This is a genomic window from Streptomyces sp. NPDC002490, from assembly GCF_040296045.1.
GTDB lineage: Bacteria > Actinomycetota > Actinomycetes > Streptomycetales > Streptomycetaceae > Streptomyces.
The window spans coordinates 1-23,268 of sequence record NZ_JBEOWM010000051.1 but is presented as its reverse complement, the minus strand read 5'-3'; the positions used below and the strand labels follow the sequence as shown (position 1 = coordinate 23,268).

The following is a 23,268-nucleotide window of genomic DNA, read 5'->3' as shown; positions in this document are numbered from 1 at the left end:
TCACCCCGCAGAGGCCGCCGGGTCGGGCTCCGCGCCCGCCACCGCCCGGACCGCCTCCGCGGCGGCCCGCTCCACCAGGGCGACGCCCGCCGCCATCGAAGCGTTCCCGTCCGACAGCACCGACACCAGGTACTCCCGCCCCCCTGCGGTCACCCGACCGATGCTGTTGACCACCCACAAGCCGGTCGCGGAGCGGGGCAACCACCCGTTCTTGAGCACCGGACCCCCCTCGTCGGCCGCCGACACCCCCCAGTCCTGCCCGGCCACCACCCCTCCCATCAGCCGCTGGACGTAGGCCCGGGAAGCCGGGCTCAGCGCCGGGGAACCCTGCGGGCCGAACACCGCCCGCAACAACTCCACCTGGTCGGCCGCGGTGGTCCGGGTCAGCCCCCACCGCCCGGCGCCCCCCGCCGCCGTCCGCTCCATCCCGAGCCGCGCGTTCGCCGCGTCCAGCCCCGCCGCGCCGCCGATCCGCGCCCACAGCGCGTCCGCCGCCGCGTTGTCGCTCCGCCGGATCATCGCCGCCGCGCTGCCCCGCTCGCCGGCGGTCAGCCCCCGGCCCGCGCGCTGCGCCGTCACCAACAGGGCCACCAGGATGTCCACCTTCACGATGCTCGCGGTCACGTACGACGAACCGCTCCGGTACCCGGTCACCTCCCCGCTCCCCACCGGCACCACCGCCACCGAGAACCGCGCCCGCCCGGGGGCGCGGACCGCCTCCAGGGCCTCGGCCAGCCGTTGCCCGGCGCCCTCCGCCCGCGCCGCCCCGGCACCGCCGGCCGGCCCGGTCGGCGTCGGGGAGGGCACCGGCCGCGGCGGACCGGCGGGGGAGGCGGGCGGGCTCGCCGCCACCGGGCGGGCACCGCCCGGGGCACAGCCCGAAGGGCCGCCCAGCAACGAGCCGACGACGACCAACAGGACGATCCGGGGGGCGGCGGCCCGTGCCGCCGCGCGCGGGCGCAGCACCATGCCGGGATGCTCCGGCGCTCCCCTGTGGGGTCCGTGAGATGAATCTCAGCTTCCGCTGAGAAAGCCGCCGACCTCCCTCGGACCGCCCGCGGCCCGCCCCGGGCGCCCCACTAGGATCGGGGCCGTGGCGAACGAGGCGAAGAAGAACATCCCGCAGCCCGGCTACTCCGACGACGACGGTTCCGCGGACCCCCGGCTGAGCGCCGCGCTCACCGCCTGGGCCGGCGACCGCACCGCCGAGGGTCCGGTGCTCGAAGCCCTGCGGGGCACCCGTCTGCTGGTGCCGGTGGTCGCCCTGCTCGGCGAGGTCGAGGAGGACGAGAACGGCCTGCGCCGGGAGAAGACCAGCGATATGGCGGTGCCGACGCTCAAGGCGCACGGCCGCACCGCCCTGCCGGCCTTCACCTCCACCGCCTCGCTCGCCCGCTGGGACCCCGCGGCGCGCCCCATCGCCGTCCCGCTGGAACAGGCCCTCCAGGCCCTCGCCCACGAGAAGGCGGACACCCTCGTCATCGACCTGGCCGGCCCCGTCCCCTACGAACTCACCGGCCCCGCCCTCCTGGCCCTCGCCGAGGGCCGCACCTCCACCGACCCGCTCGCCGATCCGGCCGTCACCGAGGCGGTCCGGGCCATCGTCGCCGCCGAGCCCGCCGTGGCCAGCGCCCACCTGGGCCCCGGCCGGGCGGACGGCATCCTCGCCCTGGTGCTGGACGCGACGGCGTCCCCCACCGAGGTGGTGCGCGCCCTCGCGGAGCGGCTCGCCGAGGACCTCACCCTGCGGGCCCGGCTGGTGCAGGGCCTTGACCTGGCCCTGCTGCCGCCCGGCAGCACCCCGCCGGGACGGCCGCTGTACGCACGCGGCTGAGCGACCCGGGTCCGACGGGGAGGGTCCTGCTAGCGGTAGAGGGGACCGGTGTACTTCTCGCCGGGGCCCTGACCGGGCCCGTCGGGCACGACGGACGCCTCGCGGAAGGCCAGCTGGAGCGACTTCAGGCCGTCCCGCAGCGGGGCCGCGTGGAAGGAGCTGATCTCGGTGCCGCCCGCGTCGACCAGACCGGCCAGCGCGTGGATCAGTTTCCGTGCCTCGTCGAGGTCCTTGTGCCGCTCGCCGTCCTCCGCGAGGCCGAGGTTCACGGCGGCGGCGCTCATCAGGTGGACCGCCACCGTGGTGATCACCTCGACGGCCGGGACGTCGGCGATGTCCCGGGTCAGGGTGTCGAAGTCGGAGACCGCCTGCTCGGGGGTCCCGGGGAGTTCGGTGGCCGCGGCGGCCGGGTTCTGCGGGGTGGCGTCACTCATGTCCCACACGATAGGCCCCGTTCGGGCGGGCCGGGACGGCCGGTCCCGCCGGACCGGCGCTCGGAAATCCCGCGGTCAGGCGGTCTTGACCGTGGGGATTGGCCGTGCTGTCGCGGAACTGTTAGCCTATGAGGCGACCGGCTGGACACCCGCGTGCCCGGCCCACAAGTGGAGGCTCCGCTCTCCCACCTGACCGCCCTCCGGGGTGGCGGGTCACCGGTCAGGCGATCGCACTCCGGTGCGACCAGCCCGAACGTACGCCCCGCGGCATCGCGGCGGTGTTCCGGTATGTGAGGAGCCCCGCTGTGATCGTCCGGGGCATTTTTCGTGCGTCGGCGCGGTTAGGTCTCACGAAGAAGAGACGTTACGCGGCTGCCCGCCAGGCCGTCGCGTGGTGCTACCGAGGAGGATCCATCAGCGCCGAGCCCCGCATCAACGACCGGATTCGCGTTCCCGAGGTGCGACTTGTCGGTCCCAGCGGCGAGCAGGTCGGGATTGTTCCGCTCGCCAAGGCCCTGGAGCTTGCCCAGGAGTACGACCTGGACCTGGTCGAGGTCGCGGCGAACGCCCGTCCGCCCGTCTGCAAGCTCATGGACTACGGGAAGTTCAAGTACGAGTCGGCCATGAAGGCCCGTGAGGCGCGCAAGAACCAGGCGCACACGGTCATCAAGGAGATGAAGCTCCGGCCGAAGATCGATCCGCACGACTACGACACCAAGAAGGGTCACGTCGTCCGGTTCCTCAAGCAGGGTGACAAGGTCAAGATCACGATCATGTTCCGTGGTCGCGAGCAGTCCCGGCCGGAGCTCGGCTACCGACTGCTCCAGCGGCTCGCGGAGGACGTCCAGGACTTGGGCTTCGTGGAGTCCAACCCGAAGCAGGACGGCCGCAACATGATCATGGTCCTCGGTCCGCACAAGAAGAAGACCGAGGCCATGGCCGAGGCCAGGGAGGCCCAGGCCGCCCGCAAGGCCGAGCGCCAGGCCCAGCAGCCGGGCCGCTCCCCGCAGCCCGCGGCCGAAGAGGCCCCGGCGCAGGAAGCTCCGGCGCAGGACGCTCCGGTCCAGGAAGCTCCGGCCGAGGCGTCCGCCGAGGCGTGATCCCAGGGCTCGCGTCCGGGGATGTCCATCAACACACATGACGCTCCACCCGCCCGGTCTCCAGGGCCGGGCACCGGGGCGCCACCGACGAGGAGATAACGGCGCTATGCCGAAGAACAAGTCGCACAGCGGTGCCAGCAAGCGCTTCAAGATCACCGGCTCCGGCAAGGTGCTCCGCGAGCGCGCCGGCAAGCGCCACCTGCTTGAGCACAAGTCGTCCCGTCTGACGCGTCGCCTCACCGGCAACGCCGAGATGGCCCCGGGCGACGCCAAGAAGATCAAGAAGCTTCTCGGCAAGTGACGCGGTGGTCCCCCTCGCCGGGGGCCGCGCGACGTCAGGACCGGGACCCAATCGATACCGGGCCGTGTGAGGATCACCGCGGCCCCGCTACAAGGAGCTAACAAGTGGCACGCGTCAAGCGGGCAGTCAACGCCCACAAGAAGCGCCGGGCGATCCTGGAGCAGGCCAGCGGTTACCGCGGCCAGCGCTCGCGCCTGTACCGCAAGGCGAAGGAGCAGGTCACCCACTCCCTCGTCTACAACTACAACGACCGCAAGAAGCGCAAGGGCGACTTCCGTCAGCTGTGGATCCAGCGGATCAACGCCGCGGCCCGCGCCAACGGCATCACCTACAACCGCTTCATCCAGGGTCTGAAGGCCGCCAACATCGAGGTGGACCGCAAGATCCTCGCCGAGCTGGCCGTCAACGACGCCAACGCCTTCGCGGCGCTCGTCGAGGTCGCGCAGAAGGCGCTGCCGAGCGACGTGAACGCCCCGCGCGCGGCTGCCTGAACCGCCGCCCCCGCCGCACCGCGGCGGTGACGTACGGACCCGTGGACCCTGAGGTCCACGGGTCCGGTCGCGTCCGCACACCGCCCCGCCGCGCGAGGAGCCAGACCGCGGCCGGAGCGGTCCCGCACCGAGCCACGAACGCAGGGAGCCCCGCGATGTCCACCGGTCCCGAGCTGATCTCCCCGCGCTCCGCGCGGGTCGCCGCGGCCCGGCGGCTCGCCCGCCGCAACGTCCGCGGCAAGGAGCGCCTCTTCCTGGCCGAGGGACCGCAGGCGGTGCGCGAGGCGGCGGCCCACCGCACCGGTGACCGGGCCACCCTGGTCGAACTCTTCACCACCCCGGACGCCGCCGAGCGCTATCCCGAGATCATGGCCGGCGCCCGCGAGGTCGGTGCCCGCGTCCACCTCGCCGGCGAGGAGGTGATCGCGGACATCTCCACCACCGTCACCCCGCAGGGCCTCGTCGGCGTCTGCCGGTTCCTCGACACCCCGTTCGCCGACATCGTCGCCGCCCGCCCCCGATTGGTCGCCGTCCTCGCCCACGTCCGGGACCCCGGCAACGCCGGCACCGTCCTGCGCTGCGCCGACGCCGCGGGAGCGGACGCGGTCGTCCTGACCGACGCCTCCGTGGACCTGTACAACCCCAAGGCGGTCCGGGCCTCGGTCGGCTCCCACTTCCACCTTCCGGTGGCCGTCGGCGTGCCCGTCGAGACGGCGGTCACCCGGCTGCGGGAGGCCGGGGTGCGGATCGTCGCCGCGGACGGCGCGGGTGCGGACGACCTCGACACCGAACTCGACCGGGGCACCATGGGCGGTCCCACCGCCTGGGTGTTCGGCAACGAGGCGTGGGGCCTGCCCGAGGAGACCCGGGCGCTCGCCGACGCGGTGGTCCGGGTGCCCATCCACGGCAGGGCCGAGAGCTTGAACCTCGCGACCGCCGCAGCCGTATGTCTCTACGCATCCGCCCGGGCACAGCGCACACGGGGCGGCTGCCGGGCATAGGGTGCGCCCACGGGGCACGCCCCCCGCCCGTCCGTCGTACGTCGCGGGGTGTGCCTGCGGGGCGTCCCCCCGTGCCGTCGGTGACTGGTAGTAGGGGACCGGCGACTAGTAGGGTGACGAACTCGGGGGCCCACTGCGCCAGTTCGAGAGGTGGGGTACGGGGTGATGACGGTCGGCACCGGTGGTGCGGCGGACACGGACGGTGCATGCGGCGCCGTCGTGCCCGCAGATCAGGACGCGTACGGAACCACCCCGGACGACCTCCCCGACGGGTTGGTCATCGCCGACGAGGGCGGTCGGGTCATCTGCTTCAACGCCGCGGCGGCCCGGATTACCGCCGTCTCTCCCGACGAGGCCCTCGGCAGGCCGCTGGACGTCGCCCTCCCGCTGGAGGACCTGGAGGGCCGGCGCTGGTGGCGGCTGACCGACCCCTACGGGGGGCTCGCCATCCGGGTCGGACAACCCGAGCGGAACCTGTTGCTGCCCGGCGGACGCGAGGTCATGGTCACCGTCCGTTACGTCCGGAGTGCGCCGCAGGGGCCGGTTCGCCGCGTCGTCGTGTCCCTGCGGGACACCGAGGCCCGCCGCCGCACCGAACGCAGCCACGCCGAGCTGATCGCGACCGTCGCCCACGAGCTGCGCTCCCCCCTCACCTCCGTCAAGGGCTTCACCGCGACCCTGCTCGCCAAGTGGGAGCGCTTCACCGACGACCAGAAGCGCCTGATGCTGGAGACCGTCGACGCCGACGCCAACCGCGTCACCCGGCTGATCGCGGAGCTCCTCGACATCTCCCGCATCGACTCGGGGCGCCTGGAGGTCCGGCGCCAGCCGGTCGACATCGGGGCGGCGGTCGGTCGGCACGTCCAGGCCCACGTGGCGGCCGGACAGCCCGCGGACCGGTTCCTGGTCCGGCTGCGCCAGCCGCTGCCCGCGCTCTGGGCCGACCCCGACAAGATCGACCAGGTGCTCAGCAACCTGTTGGAAAACGCGGTGCGGCACGGCGAGGGAACTGTCACCATCGAGGTGGAACCCACGCCGTGCCCGCGGGAACCCGGGATCACCGGGACCTCGGTCACGGTCAGCGACGAGGGGCCGGGCATTCCGGAGGAGTCCATGAACCGTGTCTTCACCCGCTTCTGGCGGGGCAGCAAGCGCGGCGGCACCGGACTCGGCCTGTACATCGTCAAGGGCATCGTCGAGGCCCACGGGGGAACGATCACCGTCGGACGGAACCCCAACGGCGGGGCGCAGTTCCGATTTACCCTGCCCGTGGCCATCCCCGCCTATCTGGTCTGAGGGGTCACGGGCACACCCAGACAGGGCGGCTCCCCGACGCACCCGTCCCCCTCCCCGCACACCGGGGGCGGGGCCCTACGGCGCGGGAGCGGAGCCCGACCCCGTTAGACTCGGCCCCTGGCACCTTTGCGTCCCCACAGTCCGGGACGGCACCGTCCCCCTCCCGGGACGGGGCGTCCACGAGCCGGGACGGGGACCATCCGCCAGCCAATCGGAAGCACGGGAAGAGATGTCGGCACCGAACAAGTCGTACGACCCTGTCGAGGTCGAGGCACTGAAACCGGAAGAGATCGAGCGCATGCGGGACGAGGCGCTCGCCGCCTTCGCGTCCGCCGGTGACCTCGCCGGGCTCCAGGAGGCGAAGATCGCCCACACGGGAGGCACCTCCCCGCTGGCGCTCGCCAACCGGGAGATCGGCGCCCTGCCCCCGCAGGCCAAGGCCGAGGCCGGCAAGCGCGTCGGCCAGGCCCGGGGAGCCGTGAACAAGGCGCTCGCCGCCCGCCAGGCCGAACTGGAGGCCGAGCGCGACGCCCGCGTCCTGGTCGAGGAGGCGGTGGACGTCACCCTGCCGTACGACCGCGTACCGGCCGGCGCCCGCCACCCGCTGACCACGCTGATGGAGCGCGTCGCCGACGTCTTCGTCGACATGGGCTACGAGATCGCCGAGGGCCCCGAGGCCGAGGCCGAGTGGTTCAACTTCGACGCCCTGAACTTCACCCCGGACCACCCCGCCCGGCAGATGCAGGACACGTTCTTCGTCGCCGGGCCGGAGGGCGAGGGCACGGAGTCCGGCGTCGTCCTGCGCACCCACACCTCCCCGGTGCAGGCCCGGGCGCTGCTCGCCCGCGAACTGCCCGTCTACGTGGTGTGCCCGGGACGGGTCTACCGCACCGACGAACTGGACGCGACGCACACCCCGGTCTTCCACCAGATCGAGCTGCTGGCCGTCGACGAGGGCCTCACCATGGCCGACCTCAAGGGCACCCTGGACCACATGGTCCAGTCGCTCTTCGGGGCCGACATGACGACCCGGCTGCGGCCCAACTACTTCCCCTTCACCGAGCCGTCCGCCGAGATGGACATGCTCTGCTACGTGTGCCGCGGCGAGTCCGTCGGCAACCCCGACCGCCCCTGCCGCACCTGCGGCAGCGAGGGCTGGATCGAGCTGGGCGGCTGCGGCATGGTCAACCCCCGGGTGCTGGTCGCCTGCGGCGTCGACCCGGAGAAGTACAGCGGGTTCGCCTTCGGGTTCGGCATCGAGCGGATGCTGATGTTCCGCCACAACGTCGAAGACATGCGAGACATGGTCGAGGGTGACGTCCGGTTCACCCGACCCTTCGGGATGGAGATCTGATGCGGGTCCCGCTTTCCTGGCTGCGGGAGTACGTCGACCTCCCCGCCACCGAAACCGGCCGTGACGTCCAGGCCCGGTTGGTCGCCGCCGGCCTGGAGGTGGAGACGGTCGAACAACTCGGCGCCGGCCTCAAGGGCCCCCTCGTCGTCGGCCGGGTCCTCACCATCGAGGAGTTGGAGGGCTTCAAGAAGCCCATCCGCTTCTGCACCGTCGACGTCGGCGCCGCCAACGGCACCGGCGAGCCGCAGGAGATCGTCTGCGGCGCCCGCAACTTCGCCGTGGGCGACAAGGTCGTCGTGGTGCTGCCCGGGGCCGAACTGCCCGGCGGTTTCGCGATCGCCGAGCGCAAGACCTACGGCAGGGTCTCGCGCGGCATGATCTGCTCCAGCGACGAGCTGGGCATGGGCGACGACGGCACCAAGGGCATCATCGTGCTGCCGCCCGAGCTGGAGGTGGGCACCGACGCCATCGAGCTGCTGGAGCTCGTGGACGAGGTCCTCGACATCGCGGTCACCCCCGACCGCGGCTACTGCCTGTCGATGCGCGGCGTGGCCCGCGAGGCGGCCACCGCCTACGGGCTGCCGCTGCGCGACCCCGCCCTGCTCGACGTGCCCGGCCCCAACGCCTACGGCTACCCGGTCCAGGTCGCCGACCCGCGGGCCTGCGACCGCTTCACCGCCCGCACCGTCACCGGGGTCGACCCCGAGGCGCGGTCCCCCATCTGGTTGCGCCGCCGCCTCCAGAAGGCCGGGATGCGCCCGATCTCGCTGGCCGTCGACATCACCAACTACGTGATGCTGGAGCTCGGCCAGCCGCTGCACGCCTACGACCGGCACCGGGTGGGCGGTCCGCTCGGCGTGCGCCGGGCCGCCGCGGGGGAGGAACTGACGACCCTGGACGGGGTTCGACGCACCCTCGACGCCGAGGACCTGGTGATCACCGACGACCGCGGGCCCATCGGCCTCGCGGGGGTCATGGGCGGTGCGGACACCGAGATCGCCGACGCCGTCACCGACCCGCACAGCGGTGAGGTGACCGGCACCACCGAGGTCGTGGTGGAGGCCGCGCACTTCGACCCGGTGACCATCGCGCGGGCCGCCCGCCGGCACAAGCTGTCCTCGGAGGCGTCCAAGCGCTTCGAGCGCGGCGTCGACCCGCTGGCCGCGTCCGCCGCCGCCCAGCGCACCGTGGACCTGCTGATCCTGCTCGCGGGCGGCACCGCGGACGCGGGCGTGACCGAGTTCATCGGCCCGGCCGCCCCGCACACCATCCGGATCAGCGCCGACCACCCGGACCGGGTGGCCGGCGTCACCTACGGGCGGGAGACGGTGGTGCGCCGCCTCCAGCAGGTCGGCTGCGACGTGTACGGGCAGGACGAGCTGACGGTCACCGTGCCGTCCTGGCGTCCCGACCTCACCGACCCCAACGACCTCGCCGAAGAGGTCATCCGGCTGGAGGGCTACGAGAACCTGCCCGCCACCCTGCCCCGGCCCCCCGCGGGCCGCGGCCTGACCCACCGCCAGCGGTTGCACCGCCGAGTCGGCCGGGCGCTCGCCGGAGCCGGCTACGTGGAGGCGCTGAACTACCCGTTCCTCGGCGCGCAGGCGCTGGACCAGCTCGGACTGGACGCCGACGACCCCGACCGCCGCACGGTCCGGCTGGTCAACCCGCTGAGCGACGAGGAACCGGCGCTGCGCACCACGCTGCTGCCGGGCCTGCTCGGCGCGCTGCGCCGCAACGACGGCCGAGGCAGCCACGACCTGGCCCTGTTCGAGACCGGACTGGTGTTCCACCCCCGTGAGGAGCAGCGGACCGCGGCCCGGCTGCCCGTCGAGCACCGGCCCTCCGACGAGCAGATCGTGGCGCTCACCGCCGCGCTGCCCGTCCAGCCCCGCCATGTCGCGGTCGTCCTCGCGGGCGCCCGTGAACAGGCCGGCTGGTGGGGCGCCGGCCGCCCCGGGAACTGGGCCGACGCGATCGAGGCCGCCCGTACGGTCGCCCGCGAGGTGGGCGCCGAACTCGCCGTGGACCAGGGCCAGTACGGGCCCTGGCATCCCGGTCGCTGCGCGGCGCTGCACGTGGTGCTCGACGGGGTGAAGACCCTCGTCGGCCATGCCGGTGAACTGCACCCGCGGGTCGTCAAGGCGTTCGGGCTCCCGGCCCGGACCAGCGCCATGGAGCTCAACCTCGACCTCCTCCAGCGGGCCGGCGAGGGCCTGCCCGAGGCCCCCCGGATCTCCACCTTCCCGGTGGCGACCCAGGACGTGGCGGTCGTGGTCGACGCCTCGGTGCCGGCCGCCGCGGTGGAGCACCGGCTCCGCCTCGGCGCGGGTCCGCTGCTGGAGTCCGTCCGGCTGTTCGACGTCTACACCGGCGACCAGATCGAGTCGGGCAAGAAGTCGCTGGCGTACGCGCTGCGCTTCCGGGCACCCGACCGGACGCTGACCGTCGAGGAGGCTTCGGCCGCCCGTGACGCGGCCCTCGCCTCGGCGGCGGAGGGCGTCGGAGCGGTCCTGCGCGGGGCCTGAGCCCACGGGCGGACCGCCGTTCCACCGGGCCCTCCGCCCGGTGAGCGCACCTCAGGGGGCGCGTCCCGAGTCCGGGACGCGCCCCCTCGTGCATGCCCGCACCCCGCTCACTCGATCGGGTGGCACTACCGGCTGCTGCGGCACGGCAGCCCCGTGCACTCGTCAGAATCGACCCGAGCGTAAGGGTTTCGGCCCGGGAGCAGGGCCTACGAGGGAGATCGCCGGCATGATCCGCACCAGTGCCGGGGACCTTCCCCGGGCCCGATCCGCCCTGCGCGCCTTCGGCCCGCCCGCCCTCTGGGGCGCCCTCGCCGCCACCTACGAACTCGTCTGCCCCCTGGCCCGCGCCGAGGACCTCGCCGCCCGGTTCCTCACCGGTGCGGTGTTCTGCGCCGCCGGCGCCGGGTACGCCCTGCACGCCCGCACCGCCGTACGGCGGGAGACGCGCCACCTGCGGCAGCTCGCCCGGGCCGTGCAGAACGCCCTGCTCCACCCTCTGCCGGACCGGCTCGACGGCCTCGCCCTCGCCGGCGGGCGCCGCACCGCCGCGCACGGTGCCGGAGTCGGCGGCGACCTCTACGAGGTGCTCGCCACCGAACACGGGGTCCGCGTCGTCATGGGCGACGTCCGCGGGCACGGTCCGGCCGCCCTCGCCGCGGTCGCCGCCGTCCTCGGCAGCTTCCGCGAGGCGGGCCACGAGGAGCCCCGACTCGCCGCGGTGCTCCACCGCCTGGACCGGGCCTTCGCCCGCCACCTCGCCGAACGGGCCACCCGCCCCGGGGCCGCGGTATCCGCCGCCGGCGAGGACTTCGTCACCCTGCTGCTGTTGGAGATCGCCCGCGACGGCCGGGTCCTCGCCCTCAACTGCGGACACCCCTGGCCGTACCGGCTGCGCGCCCTCGCCGGGCCGTGCGGCACCCGGGGCCGCGCCTTTCCCGTCACCGACGCCGACCCGCTGCCCCCGCTCGGCCCGTTCCCGCTCCCGGAGCTGCTCCCGCCGGTGAACTGCGGACGGCTGCTGCCCGGCGAAGCGCTGTTCCTGCACACCGACGGCGCGGTGGACGCCCGCGACCGGCACGGCCGGTTCTTCCCGCTGGACGTGGTGCTGATGGACGCCATCCGCTCCGTCCCGCTCTGTCCCGAGGGGGTGGTCCGCACGGTGTTCCACCAGTTGCTGCGCCACACCGGCGGTCCGCCCACTGACGACGTGACCCTGCTGGTGCTGCGCAACGACCGCCCCCGGACCGGCCCCGGCCCGGCGGGACCGGTGCCGCGACCGGCGCACCGGGTCATCTGAGGGCCGCGGTTCCACATCAGTGGATGCGGCCGAGGTGGTCGGCGGCCGTGTCGCACCACCCGGGGCGTCCGCCCGCTGCTTGTTCCGTCAGGCCAGGGCCTGTAGCGCGTAGAGCGTGCCCACGGTGGTGGCGAGCGTGCCGAGGAGGAGACGCAGGGCCTTCTCCGGGAAGCGGGGCTGGAGGCGTGCTCCCAGATAGCCCCCCGCCAGTCCGCCGAGGCCGCAGGCCAGTCCCAGCGGCCAGTCGGGCGCGACATCGCCCGAGCTGAGGAGGGACAGCGCAGCGTAGGTGGCCGCACCCACGATGGAGGTGGCGAACGTGGCGGCGAGGGCGGCCGGCGCCACCCTGTTCATGGGCAGGCCGCGGGCGGCGAGGATCGGACCGAGGAGGGATCCGCCACCGATGCCGTAGATCCCGCCGACCGTTCCCACCACCACGGCCAGAGCGGTGAGCGCGGCCGGGGACGGTTCCGTGGCCGCACCCCGGTCCTCGCGAGCCCGGGAGAGGGTGCGGAAGCACAGCCACAGGCCGAGCGGGAGGAGCAGGGCGGCGACGAGCACCCGGAAGACGCCTGGGCCGGGCAGGACGAAGACGCGGACGGTTGCGCCGAGGACGACGCCGGGAAGAGTTCCGGTGACCATGCGCCGGACCAGGCTGCCGCGCAGGGCCCCGTCGCGGCGGTACCGCCAGAGGGCACCCGGTCCGGCCACGACGTTGAACAGCAGGTTGGTCGGCGTGACGGCAGGGTTGGGTACGCCGAAGACGCTCAGGTGGACCGGAAGCAGGAAGACCGCTCCCGAGACCCCGACGGGTGCCGTTACTGCTGAGATCATCAGGCCGGCTGCCAGGCCCGCCCAGATCGTCCACCACTCCACCGCTGTTCCGCCCTTCCCCCGCTGCGTCGCCAGTATCGGCGGTGCCTGCTGGGGAACGACGGGCTGCAATGTGTTCTTCACGAAGCTCGTCGGTACGCCGGGCGGGGCGGGCGTGGTCGGCGACCCGGTGCGGTACTCGGGCAGATCCGGCAGGAAGATCCACGCCAGTGCGAACATCACCGCCGGCCCCAGGACCCAGTCGGGGGCGCCGGGGGCCGTGGTGCCCGCCTGAGCCATCAGCACGCCCTCTTGCGGTCGGCACGGACGCGGGCGGTCGCGGCGAGATCGGCGAACTGCCCTGCGAGGGCGTCGAGCACCTCGGACTTCAGCCGGTAGTAGGTGAACCGTCCGCACGGCTCCGTGTCCACCACTCCGGCCTCGCGCAGCACCCGCAGAGGTCGGACAGGTTCGTCCGCCCCAGGTCCGCCGTGGGGACCTTCCACCGCGTGACGAGGGAAGACCCCGACAGCACCGAAAGGGCGCAGGGCGCTGGCCGGGGTCCTCGTGCCGGCCCGTACTGGGCTGCGTAGCAGGTCAGAGACTCAACCGTAGGGGTAGAACCCCGAGCCCGACTTCCGGCCCAGCCGGCCCGCGTCCACCATCCGCTGGAGCAGCGGGGGAGCGGCGTACAGGGGCTCCTTGAACTCCGCGTACATGGAGTCCATCGCTTGGTTATGCCTCTGACCTGCCATTTCATGGAGCGGCAGGCGGTTCGATCAGGTGGTCAGGGACTTCTCAGGGACTTGCGTCAGTTGCCGGAGAGCCAGGAGTCCATCACGGCCAGACCGCGTTGCCCGGCCCCGGGCATGAAGTGGGCGTAGTGGTCGAGCGTGACCTTGGGGGAGGAGTGCCCGAGCCAGACCGAGACGCTCACCACCGACTCGCCCGCCTCCAACTGCACACTGGCGTACGTGTGCCGCAGGACGTGGAACATGTCCGATCGCGATGACGAGTAGACGGGGTATCGGCGGGTCCGGCCTCCGTACCGCTGGAGTTCCTCGCCGATCAGGGTGAGCAGCCCGGCAGCGGCCAAAGCGGGACGCCAGGTTCGCTTGTTCCAGGTCTGGTGGTAGATCCGGTTCTGGCGGGAGCTGGTGAGCACCAGCCGTACGGTGATCGGCTGGCGCTGGCGCTTCTCCAGCGCGGTGGTCGGGGGTTCCGGGTTTCGCCAGGGGAGGGTGCATGCGACGGGGGGAAAGCGCTCGAAGTGTGCGTGAGCACGAACCTCCAAGTTGGGAGGTAGCGGCACCTCTCGGGTCCTCCCTCCCTTCGGGAGGCAGAAGTACGGACGACCTTTCGTGTCCCACTGAAGCTGGCGCTGGATGCGCACGACCTGATTCTTGAAATCGAAGTCCTCGTAGGCCAGGCCGAACGCCTCGCCTTGGCGCAGCCCGAGTCCGATCCCCAAGTCCACGGCGAACCGGTAGCGCTCCTGGAGCTGCTCCCGGACGGCATCGACGGTCGCACGGGACCATGCCTTGGCCTTCTTCTCCTTGGCACGTGGCGCTTTGACACTCTTGTAGACCCTGATGGGGTTCTGCGGAAGCCGCTTGTCGTCCACGGCGCTACTGAGGACGGATGAGAGATGTGCCCAGATCGTCTCTGCGGTCGAAGCCTCGACTCGTGTCAACAGAGTCGCCTTGAAGGTGCGCAGGATGGATGCGTCGATGTCCCGCAGCGCGACCTCGCCGAGCAGTGGAATGAGGTGATTGTTGATCCTGCTGGCCATCGGGCCGGCGGTCGAGGGCTCGTCGGTCCGCCCCGGCCACCAGTGCTCCACGATGTAGTCGCCGACCGAGATCGCGCCATCGCGGGGGTCGATGAACTCGCCCCGACTGGAGTCGGTCTGGGCGGTCGCCAGCCACTTCTTAGCATCCTCGCTTGTGGTGAACGAACGGTCCTGCACACCGGGTATCCCCTTGACCCGATACCGCATGCCTTTGCCGTACAGGGCGGTGCGCTCGCGCTTCCCGGTCTCCTTGTTCGGCCGCTTCTTCAGCCATCGGTCCTCTATGTAACCGGCCATGCGATTGCTGCTCCCCTTGTGGTGCGGTGATTCCTCCCGAGTGGGTGTTCAGAACGCTGGCTGGAACCGTTCCTTATCCCGCATCCGGAGGTCTATTTGAAGAATTTTTCGAAGGGGGGCTTCGCTATGAAATCCTGCGTGTACGGGTCTGAGGCTTTTGGTGAAGCGGGTCAAGAGAGGGGTTCGACCGTGAATCGGAAAGCTCTTGGGCCCGCACCCAATCGTCGAGCGCCGTGATCCGGTACATGACGCGACGGCCCATGTGGAAGCTCGGCGGCCCTTGGCGTCGGTGGCGCCAGACATAGAGGGTGTTCGGGGAGAGCCCCAGATACGCCGCTGCCCGGGGAAGGCTCAAGAAGGCCGTTTCGTGCTGTGAGATTTCCTGGGGCATGACTGTATTCCTGTCGTCCGGCTGTGAGGTGACAGGAGGATGGTCCAGAGAAAGAGCGACTTGGAGGAGCCTGGTTATCGGTGATATTGGAGCCTTGACCGCCCCCTCTGTAAGCGCCCCTACGCGATCTTCGGAGACCATTGCGGCAAGGCGCCGGGGTCGACGAGGCGGCGTGCCCTTGGGTAACGCAGCATCGCCCGGCACCCGCCGAACCAGCAGCGGTGCTCTGATCACGCCAAAGGGCATCCGGCGACCTGAACAGCACAGCCCGACATGGTCCCTACCGTGCTCGTAATGCGTAGGTATCGGGTTCGAATCCCGAAGGCGGCTCCCCAGGACTCACTTGCCGTGACCTGGGGTTTTTCGTTTTCTATGGTCGCGCTGAGAGCTTCGGTCCGGAGTTGGACGAGCCAGGGGTGGCCAAGGGGCGGCCACGCGTGCAACGGTCGCGCAAAGGGGTGGCCACGGTGGGGGCTCCTTGATAGGTGGCGGCTGCCGCAGAGTTTGTAGGCACTCGACAAGTGTGTGGGGCCGGCCGGGACTTCGGGGTCGACCTCGACGGCATCAACGACGGGATGAAGATCGACAACGCGAACCCGGCCGGGGCCGACTTCACCATCGAGATGTGGCTGAAGCACACGACGGGCCGCACCGTGGTGGACACCATCGTCTCCTGCGGGTCGAACGGGCTGGCGCTGGGCTTCACCGCCGACGGGAAGTTCTTCTTCACCTTCGGCACGGGTACCGCCGCCGAGACCCTGACGACACCCACGCCCAGCACGGACGGGGCGTGGCACCACTGGGCGGTGACCTTCGACCACGCCGCCAAAACGCAGGTCGTCTACCGCGACGGCCGGGAGGAAGCACGCCGCACCGCCCGCTCCGTTCCGGCCACCGCGACCTTCCTCATCGTCGGCTGCGCTGACATTGCGCCGTTCACGTTCTTCCCCGGGGCACTGGCGGAGCTGCGGACGTGGAGCACGGTCCGGACCGAGGCCGAGATCGGGGCCCTGATGCGCAACCGGGTCGACGGCACGGAGACTGACCTGGCCGGGGCTTGGACCTACGATCACGACAGCCTCAACACCACCCCGGGCGACGGCAGCGGCCAGGATCTGTACACCGACTCTTCGCCCGCTCAGCACACCGGCGGCCTGTGGGGCAAGCCCGGCACCTGCGTCTCCCCGGCCACCCGTTACCAGGTCTCCGCCGCGGTCGGCGACCGGGTCCGGGTCAGCAGCGAGGATTTCCGCTACGGGCAGTGGGACCATGTCGCCGCCGTGCTTGAGCAGTCCTGGGCGCTCAGGTTCAACGGTGCGGCATGGGCGCAGACTCCGGACGCCGACCAGCTCGACATCGTGGGCGATCTGACCATCGAGGTCTTCGCCCAGCTCGACCCCGTCGCCACCCGGCAGGGCCTGATCTCCAAGGGACAGCTCGCCGACGGCGCCGGTGGCACCGTCCCCTACCAACTGTCGGTGCTGGCGGGCGGGAAGCTGGAGTTCGCCTTCGAGGAGCCCGGGCCGGTGGTGAAGCGGTTCACCTCCTCCACCGCGATCGGCACCGGCCCCTGCCGGATCGCGGTCGTGCGCCGCGCCGGGAGCACCACCCAGGAGGTGAAGGGCAAGCGGAAGTACCCGATCACCAACGCCCAGGGGACGACCACGGAGCAGGAGTTCGACGTGGTCGAACGTGTCGATGTCGAGCAATGGCAGGACATCACGTTCGTTGTCGACGGCGCCGACTACGGCACCACCCGCTACACCGGCCCCGGTCCGCGTGGCAACGACGGACCGCTGGAGATCGGCCGTGCTCAGGACGGCACCAGCCGCTACCACCTGACGGGTGTCATCGGCGAGGTGCGAATCTGGGCCAAGGCGCGGGAGAAGGACCAGCTCGGCACCGCCGTCGAGCGCCGGGACGACGGCCTGGCCGCCCGCTGGACCTTCGAGGAGAACACCGGCAACATCACCGCCGACACCGCCGGCGGCTTCGACCTCAAACTCCGCGGTGCCCGCTGGACCGCGGACCCCGACCCCACGGCCAGCAGCCTCACCCTCTACCGCAACGGCCACCCCATCCCCGCTACCACCCCCACCACCAACTCGCTCACCACCTGGGGCTCGGAGCAGCTCACCCTCGGCGCACTCGACAACGCCGGCACCTTCGGCGAGTTCTACACCGGCACCCTCGAAGAGGTGAGGCTGTGGCGCACCGCCCGTACCGATGAGCAGGTCCTCGACAACCTCTTCACCCGCCTCAAGGGCGACAAGCAGGACCTCCTCGCCTACTGGCCCCGATGGCCCAGGCCACGGCGGGAGAACCACCAGCACGGGCAGAACCACCTCGCCCGCCGGCCGTCGCCTTCCAGACCACATGACGCTTTTTCCGGCCAACTCCACTCAACCACCCCACAACACCACCCCGGAGTGGATACACAAGGACCCGGAGAACACATCGAACGGGGTGCTCTCCGTGCCGCTGTCGCCGTCTGCTGGGGGGATTGGGCGCGTGCTGTCGATCAACGTCGCGCTGTTCCGCGCCGGCCGCCGGCCGCGGCGGAGGACTGTGCGGGGGATCGGTGGGCCGTCGTGCGGCGGCACCCCGGCCCGCCCACTGCCACCGGGTCAGCTGGAGGGCACGGTCATGCGGACGAACCCGCGGCCGGTAGGGGGCAGTTGAGGGGAAGGACGCGGTCGGTCAGCCGGCCGGTGAGGCGGTGGTCGGTGAAGGCGGCGTCGGCGAGCCAGTCCGTCGCGACCAACTGCTGCAGCTCGCCGACCTCGACCTGAACCCGGTCGGTGAGCACGGTCAGGGCCACCCCGTGCCCGCCGGCACCAAGGGCCCCCGCGACATCGATCTGGGTCGCCAACGTCAGCGCGAGCAACCGCCCACCCGCGGTCGCCTTGGCCTTGCGCAACTTCTTGTACGAGACCACCTGCTGCGCCCAGCCGAACTGCTTGGGCCGCGTCTTCGTTCCCGAACGAGAACGGACCCGTCCCGCCCTGGTCCGGCAGGAGGGAGGGGACGGTGATCAGAGTGGGGTCCTCCGGCCGGGAAGCCAGCAGGTCTCCGGCGGTGCCGGGCAGGGACAGCCAGCCGCAGCCGGTCAGCTGCTCGACCAGGCCCTCCGGGTCGGTCAGACCCCAGCCCGCCAGGTCCTGGCCGACGAGGTTGCCCGTCCCAGCACGCGCGGTGCGCAGCGTCAGCATCAACACCAGCAGCCGTGCCTCCGGGCCGGGCAACGGCGCGTGGTCCGCCACGTGCGCGAGGGCAGAGCGCGCGTGGTCCCACTGCGACGCCACGGTCAACAACCGCACCACGGCCAGCCCGCCGTCGTCCACGATGCCGCCGGTGCGGTGCTGGTGCTGGAGGCGGGCGAACGTTGCCTGATGCGGCACTAGAGGGCCTTGCGGACCCGGGAGGCGTACTCGCCGAGGCTGACGGCGTTGCGGTTGGAGGCCGCGCTCTCCAGGGTGGCGAGCGCGTCGTCGAGGATGCTCGCGTAGGGGACGCCGTCGAGGCGCTTCCGTTCGGTCAGCAGCAGGAGGACGGGGGTCAGCTCGGTGTAGGCGATGATGCGCCAGTTGAGGGCCTTGTTGAGGGAGGCTGCCCAGAGGGAGAGGTCGGCCTCGGAGACGAGAGGCGAGCCGCCCAGGGCCTGCAGGGTGGTGTTCTCGTACTTCTGCTTGGACGTGCCGGAGGAGTCCTCGCCGTGGGACTGCTTGTAGCTCCCCTTGGCGCCGATGCTCCCAAACTTGGCCTCGACGGTCGCCGAGAAGTCCTCCTTCTCCGACTCCGCGTGGGAGAACTCGGTGATGGTGGTCGACTGCGTCCCGTAGACCGCGCCGCCGAGGGTGACGCCGGTGGCGACGAAGTACCCCCAGGTGTCGAGGACGTCGAGGAGCCGGCCGAGGTGCTCGGAGTGCTGGTCCTGGTCGCCCTCCAGCGTGACGGCCTGCTTGACCGCCGCGACGAAGGCCGGGTCCACCGTCACCTGCGAGAGCTTCACCGTCAGTTCCATCTCCCGGACGAGGAAGCGGCTGACGAGGTACTCGGTGACCGTCTTCCGGTCGGTGGACTCCTTGCGGGCGTGCTTGTACGCCACCTCGCCGCTGCCGTACGGGGTGCTGAGCGAGGCGGACGCCGATGTCGTCCCGGTGACCTCCAAGTGCTGGGTGAGCTCGGAGAAGCTGTAACTGCTGGACTTCTCGGAGGAGATGGTGGGCTGGACGGAGGCGGGCAGTTCGTCGCCGTTCCAGAGGTACACCTTCTCGGTGCTGGTCTTCAGCCCCTCGCCGGTGTCCGGGATGCGGCCGTTCCGGATGTCGACGTTGTCCAGGATCCCGGCCTTCTGCGGATGGGTGAGCTGGCGGTAGCGCTCCACGCCGTCGGGGCTCTTCAGCTGCGTCAGGTCGGCCGGGTCGCCGATCACGACCTTGGTGCCGCTGCCCAGGAGTTCGGAGAGGAGCGTCTGGTCCTCCTGAGTCCGTTCGACGGCGGCTTCGCCGTGCAGGAAGGAGTCGTTCGGCGTCATGACGCCGAGGGCGGTCAGTACCTCACGGGTCTTCGTGAGCGTGGCGGCAGGGTCGAGCTTGACGCTGCGCGCGTCGCCGTCGGTGTTCACCACGTCGATCAGGTCGGTCGGGGACTTGCTCATGTTCGGGTTCCTTGTTCGGCCGGTTCACATGGGGCGGGGTGGTCCGGGGTGCTCAGGTGGCCGGCGGCGCGTTGTAGAAGTCGATGATCCGGTGGGCCTCGTCGACGGACTTGACGACGAAGAAGGAGATCTCGACCTTCGAGCCCTTCTCCCAGTCCTCCGTGTCGCCGGGATCGACGGTCCCGCCGCTGTTGTCCCCGGACTTGTGCTTGGACGGGACGAGCTTGCCGGGGTGCTGGTCGTCCGGGGGGATGATGACGACGGTGTTGCCGTGCGGGGGTGCGGCCGCTGCGGAAGAGGCGGCGCCGGAGGCGACGGTGGCGGACGTGTACTCCGGGACCTCGGGCGGTGTGGAGTGGTCCGTGGTCTTCTTGTCGCCCACCGTGAGCTCGAAGACCCGACGCGCCTTGACGACGACCTTCTGGAGGTTGATGTCGATATCGCCGGACGTGTCCTTCTTCTCGCCGACGACCGTGATCATCTTTCCGGAGTCCGAGTACTCGCGCTCGGCCATCGTGACCCAGGAGCCGGGTTTGTCGGGGACGGCGTACCCGTAGTCGATGAAGCTGTCGTACCCGTCCCTGAGCTCGCCCTCGTAGCCGGCGCAGGCCCACGACGTGAAGACGAACTCAACGACCGATCCCTCCAGGGCGATGCAGACGTTGTCGTACTTGGAGGCCTTCATCGGGTCCGCCGGCCGGGCATCCGTCAACATGACGGGCTCGAACGCGCCCTTCAGCTTCGCGTTCTCCTCCCGCCCGTTCGCCGAGTTGTTCAGGATGACGGTCACGCGCAGGTAGTGGTTGACGAAGGAGTCCGTGGAGAGCCCGACGAGGGCGGGACTCGCGGCCACGATGTCAACGACGTTGACGCTGCGGACGCCGTTGCCGCTCAGGTGGAGTACCTTCTTCAGGTCGAGCTCGTCCTCCAGGTTCGGGTCAATGGAGCCCGCGGTCGTCTTGAAGTCCTGCCGCGAATCCGCCCGGACCTCCAGGAAGCGGTACTTGGGACCAGACTCGCCCGCGCCGTCGGGCGTGATGAACCGGGCTTTCTCCAGCAGCCTCCGCACGTCGGCCAGCCTCGTTTCCACGGGCAGGGTCAGAGTGTGCTCTTCGCCGCTCTTCGCGGCGATCTTGCGGAACTTGATGTCCATGCCGGAACTCCTCTCGTGACGGGCCCGCTGCCCGTCCTATCCCCGGGCGGACGTGCGGCAATGCTCCCGGTGCTCCCGATTCACTGGGGTGCGCGCCCCGCTCGCCCCGTGGCACCCCGGACGCGCACAGTGAAGGAGGCCAGGCCGGAGATGAGCTTCCGGGCCAGCCGGACGGAGAGCCTGTAGCGGACTTGTCCGCCCGATCATGTGACAATCTCCCGCCTTGCTCGTTCGTCGACCCAGGGTTGCTCCTCTCCCTGGCCCGGCGGCCGCCTGCCCGGCCCCGCAGCCGACCGCGCCCGCCGCCGGAGGGCTACCGCCGCCCACCAGAACGCGGCGCCGCCGACGCGAGTGAACCGAGCCATCGCGGCCACGGTGGAGCGGCAGACCACCGCGCTGCGGGAGCCGCCCCGCCGGGCCTTCCCGAGCCCGACGTCGCCGCGGACCACGCTCCGGCCCCGGCCGCACCCGCTCGCCCGACCCCCGATGGAACGCTGGCCGCCGCCGGACGGGCACCGACGCGCGATCGAGGCACACCGCCAGCCCGCGCCGCCCTCCCGGCGGATCCGGGCATCGCGGAAGCGGTGGAGCCGAAGACGAAGACCGATGCGAAGCCCTGTCGCGCCGGGCATACCCCCGAGACCGACGTCGCCGCGGAAGACGCGCCGGCCCCGATGAAGCAGGCCCGCACCCGGATCGCCGCCGCCAACATGGCCGCGGCCGCACCGTCGTGCGCACCCTGGGGAGGTCAGGACCGCTACCTCGAGCGGTCCAACCGTCCGCTACCCGTGCTGCGTCACCCTCTCCAGGTGCCGCGTCAGTGGAGCGGCCGCGTGTCATCCGGTGGGGTGACGGCCGGAGGATCCGGGCAGTCCAGGCCGTCCGGGCCCGACACTGGGCGATGCCGCTTCCGCAAACCGTAGAGAGAACCCGATGAGTGCAACCCGAGTACCGCCCCCCACAGCTGAATCGGTTCCGCCGACCCGCTCGCCGTACCAACTGGACGCGGACGAGGGCCCGCAAAGCATCAGCGGGCTGAAGGCCGCCCTCGCCCCCTGGCCCGACCTGCTCCAGCGCTTCGTCGCCGAGCTCGAGGCCGCGCCGTTCCACCAGGACAGCGGCGAACCACTGCACACGGTCCGAGACGTGATCAGCGCCTACCGGGTCGAGTGGATGGCAAAGATCCACCCCGCCCTCGCCCAGGCCGTGGCCGACGACGAGGACGGCATCGACGACGGCGTCCCCCTCGACGTCGTCATGGGCGACTACGACCTCGACACCTACGAACTCCGCCGCGGTGGCACGGCGGCATGACCACGTACAAGGTCATCCCCACCTCACAGGCCCAGCGCACCCTGGCCGGACTCGTCCCGGAGCGCCGCCGCGCAGCCACGGCCCGTGAGGCGGCGAAGAGGAACGGTGCCACCCAGACGAGGACCGAAGCGCCGGACCGGCACCGTCGTACGGCGGGATGGGCACGAGCCACTCGGACTCGGTGCGGCGACCACGATGATGACGACTGAGCGCGGCATGGTCTCCCCGGCCGCCGACGGCACCGTCCTCGCCTCAGCAGTCCCCGTCCTCGCCGGACGCATACAGGCGACGGCGTTCGACGCGAACACCGACCGCCCGGACGTCGTCCCCAGCACCCGGGCCATCGGCACGAAACTGCGCTGGAGCGCACCGAAGCTCATCGCCGCAGCCAACGAGACGGTGCCGAAGACGAACGTCCGTACCTGCACATCCTGGCGCCCTCACCCGTGAACGCCGGCCCCGCCGCAGCAACTGCCGACCCGGCCCTGCAGCCGACCAAGCCCCCCGCACCGGTCAAGCGCCACACCCCGCCGGCTCCGCCGGTGGACTCTGCTGTCTCACAAATGATGATTCCTGTGGGTGGCCTCCGCTACCTCGCCAACTGCCCTCCCCTGCCAGGAGGCCAGGTTGTTCCGGGTGGTGAGGGTGTCGGGGTGGTCTTCGCCCAGCACCCGCACCCGGTCGTTGAGGAGGTCGGCGAAGGCCTCCGCGGCCCCAACCGCATCGCCCGCCTCCCCCCGCCAGAAGGCCAGGTTGTTCCGGGTGGTGAGGGTGTCGGGGTGGTCTTCGCCCAGCACCCGCACCAGGTCGTTGAGGAGGTCGGCGAAGGCCTCCGCAGCCCCAACCGCATCGCCCGCCTCCCCCCGCCAGGAGGCCAGGTTGTTCCGGGTGGTGAGGGTGTCGGGGTGGTCTTCGCCCAGCACCCGCACCAGGTCGTTGAGGAGGTCGGCGAAGGCCTCCGCGGCCCCAACCGCATCGCCCGCCTCCCCCCGCCAGGAGGCCAGGTTGTTCCGGGTGGTGAGGGTGGCGGGGTGGTCTTCGCCCAGCACCCGCACCCGGTCGTTGAGGAGGTCGGCGAAGGCCTCCGCGGCCCCGGCCGCATCGCCCGCCTCCCCCCGCCAGGAGGCCAGGTTGTTCCGGGTGGTGAGGGTGTCGGGGTGGTCTTCGCCCAGCACCCGCACCCGGTCGTTGAGGAGGTCGGCGAAGGCCTCC

Annotated in this window: 21 protein-coding genes and 1 pseudogene; 12 read left to right on the top strand and 10 right to left on the bottom strand. The window is 71.5% G+C overall.

Annotated features, from left to right (window positions below; translation table 11 throughout):
- Complete coding sequence (locus tag ABT092_RS25785) at nucleotides 1–969, bottom strand: serine hydrolase (RefSeq protein WP_351247854.1); 969 nt, start codon at nucleotides 967–969, stop codon at nucleotides 1–3.
- Between the two features lie 124 nt (nucleotides 970–1,093).
- Here ABT092_RS25785 and ABT092_RS25780 point away from each other — a divergent pair, with 124 nt between their 5' ends.
- Nucleotides 1,094–1,834, top strand: coding sequence for an SseB family protein (locus ABT092_RS25780; RefSeq protein ID WP_351247852.1), 741 nt, complete (start codon nucleotides 1,094–1,096; stop codon nucleotides 1,832–1,834).
- 29 nt (nucleotides 1,835–1,863) lie between these two features.
- On the opposite strand, the gene ABT092_RS25775 is transcribed toward ABT092_RS25780, so the two are convergent.
- Complete coding sequence (locus tag ABT092_RS25775; RefSeq protein ID WP_351247850.1) at nucleotides 1,864–2,268, bottom strand: DUF1844 domain-containing protein; 405 nt, start codon at nucleotides 2,266–2,268, stop codon at nucleotides 1,864–1,866.
- Between the two features lie 413 nt (nucleotides 2,269–2,681).
- On the opposite strand from ABT092_RS25775, the gene infC reads away from it, so the two are divergent.
- From infC to ABT092_RS25735, 8 genes are all read left to right on the top strand, one after another.
- The gene (gene infC, locus ABT092_RS25770) at nucleotides 2,682–3,368 is read left to right on the top strand and encodes a translation initiation factor IF-3 (protein WP_351247888.1); all 687 of its coding nucleotides are present in this window, start codon (nucleotides 2,682–2,684) and stop codon (nucleotides 3,366–3,368) included.
- Between the two features lie 106 nt (nucleotides 3,369–3,474).
- Nucleotides 3,475–3,669: a 50S ribosomal protein L35 gene (gene rpmI, locus ABT092_RS25765; RefSeq protein ID WP_003947156.1), complete on the top strand. Its 195-nt coding sequence runs from the start codon at nucleotides 3,475–3,477 to the stop codon at nucleotides 3,667–3,669.
- 104 nt (nucleotides 3,670–3,773) lie between these two features.
- The gene (gene rplT / locus ABT092_RS25760; RefSeq protein WP_351247848.1) at nucleotides 3,774–4,160 is read left to right on the top strand and encodes a 50S ribosomal protein L20; all 387 of its coding nucleotides are present in this window, start codon (nucleotides 3,774–3,776) and stop codon (nucleotides 4,158–4,160) included.
- A gap of 155 nt (nucleotides 4,161–4,315) precedes the next feature.
- On the top strand, nucleotides 4,316–5,161 hold the full coding sequence (locus ABT092_RS25755; RefSeq protein WP_351247846.1) for a TrmH family RNA methyltransferase: 846 nt from the start codon (nucleotides 4,316–4,318) through the stop codon (nucleotides 5,159–5,161).
- Nucleotides 5,162–5,326: 165 nt separating this feature from the next.
- On the top strand, nucleotides 5,327–6,457 hold the full coding sequence (locus ABT092_RS25750; RefSeq protein WP_351247844.1) for a sensor histidine kinase: 1,131 nt from the start codon (nucleotides 5,327–5,329) through the stop codon (nucleotides 6,455–6,457).
- 229 nt (nucleotides 6,458–6,686) lie between these two features.
- Nucleotides 6,687–7,811: a phenylalanine--tRNA ligase subunit alpha gene (gene pheS, locus ABT092_RS25745; protein WP_351247842.1), complete on the top strand. Its 1,125-nt coding sequence runs from the start codon at nucleotides 6,687–6,689 to the stop codon at nucleotides 7,809–7,811.
- A complete protein-coding gene (gene pheT, locus ABT092_RS25740) occupies nucleotides 7,811–10,339 on the top strand; it encodes a phenylalanine--tRNA ligase subunit beta (protein WP_351247840.1) in 2,529 nt (842 codons plus the stop codon). The genes pheS and pheT overlap by 1 nt, the downstream gene beginning before the upstream one ends.
- Before the next feature lie 226 nt (nucleotides 10,340–10,565).
- On the top strand, nucleotides 10,566–11,636 hold the full coding sequence (locus ABT092_RS25735) for a PP2C family protein-serine/threonine phosphatase (protein WP_351247838.1): 1,071 nt from the start codon (nucleotides 10,566–10,568) through the stop codon (nucleotides 11,634–11,636).
- Nucleotides 11,637–11,723: 87 nt separating this feature from the next.
- Here the strand turns inward: ABT092_RS25735 and ABT092_RS25730 are convergent, their stop codons facing one another.
- The 5 genes and pseudogenes from ABT092_RS25730 to ABT092_RS25710 form a co-directional block, all read right to left on the bottom strand.
- Entirely contained in the window at nucleotides 11,724–12,749 is a 1,026-nt protein-coding gene (locus ABT092_RS25730; RefSeq protein WP_351247836.1) for a sulfite exporter TauE/SafE family protein, read from the bottom strand.
- Nucleotides 12,749–12,984 (bottom strand): annotated as a pseudogene (locus ABT092_RS25725) (ArsR/SmtB family transcription factor). Before ABT092_RS25725 ends, ABT092_RS25730 begins: the two are co-directional and overlap by 1 nt.
- 70 nt (nucleotides 12,985–13,054) lie before the next feature.
- Nucleotides 13,055–13,219: a 3-hydroxyacyl-CoA dehydrogenase family protein gene (locus ABT092_RS25720; protein WP_351247886.1), complete on the bottom strand. Its 165-nt coding sequence runs from the start codon at nucleotides 13,217–13,219 to the stop codon at nucleotides 13,055–13,057.
- 41 nt (nucleotides 13,220–13,260) lie between these two features.
- Nucleotides 13,261–14,538 (bottom strand): tyrosine-type recombinase/integrase, encoded by a 1,278-nt coding sequence (locus ABT092_RS25715; RefSeq protein ID WP_351247834.1) that lies wholly within the window; start codon nucleotides 14,536–14,538, stop codon nucleotides 13,261–13,263.
- A 124-nt stretch (nucleotides 14,539–14,662) separates the two neighbouring features.
- The gene (locus tag ABT092_RS25710) at nucleotides 14,663–14,929 is read right to left on the bottom strand and encodes a helix-turn-helix transcriptional regulator (RefSeq protein WP_351247832.1); all 267 of its coding nucleotides are present in this window, start codon (nucleotides 14,927–14,929) and stop codon (nucleotides 14,663–14,665) included.
- A 521-nt stretch (nucleotides 14,930–15,450) separates the two neighbouring features.
- Here ABT092_RS25710 and ABT092_RS25705 point away from each other — a divergent pair.
- Nucleotides 15,451–17,721 (top strand): LamG domain-containing protein, encoded by a 2,271-nt coding sequence (locus ABT092_RS25705; protein ID WP_351247830.1) that lies wholly within the window; start codon nucleotides 15,451–15,453, stop codon nucleotides 17,719–17,721.
- Nucleotides 17,722–18,329: 608 nt separating this feature from the next.
- Here ABT092_RS25705 and ABT092_RS25700 read toward each other — a convergent pair.
- Entirely contained in the window at nucleotides 18,330–19,589 is a 1,260-nt protein-coding gene (locus ABT092_RS25700) for an MAC/perforin domain-containing protein (protein ID WP_351247828.1), read from the bottom strand.
- Between the two features lie 52 nt (nucleotides 19,590–19,641).
- Nucleotides 19,642–20,742, bottom strand: coding sequence for a hypothetical protein (locus tag ABT092_RS25695; RefSeq protein WP_351247827.1), 1,101 nt, complete (start codon nucleotides 20,740–20,742; stop codon nucleotides 19,642–19,644).
- Between the two features lie 933 nt (nucleotides 20,743–21,675).
- Between ABT092_RS25695 and ABT092_RS25690 the strand changes: the two genes are divergently transcribed.
- Together ABT092_RS25690 and ABT092_RS25685 are read left to right on the top strand one after the other, a co-directional pair.
- Entirely contained in the window at nucleotides 21,676–22,056 is a 381-nt protein-coding gene (locus tag ABT092_RS25690) for a hypothetical protein (protein WP_351247825.1), read from the top strand.
- A gap of 195 nt (nucleotides 22,057–22,251) precedes the next feature.
- Nucleotides 22,252–22,506 carry a hypothetical protein gene (locus tag ABT092_RS25685; RefSeq protein ID WP_351247823.1) on the top strand — a complete coding sequence of 85 codons (255 nt, stop codon included), beginning with the start codon at nucleotides 22,252–22,254 and terminating at the stop codon, nucleotides 22,504–22,506.
- Between the two features lie 107 nt (nucleotides 22,507–22,613).
- On the opposite strand, the gene ABT092_RS25680 is transcribed toward ABT092_RS25685, so the two are convergent.
- Nucleotides 22,614–23,268: tetratricopeptide repeat protein (locus tag ABT092_RS25680; protein ID WP_351247821.1), on the bottom strand; the 655-nt coding region annotated here is incomplete at its 5' end.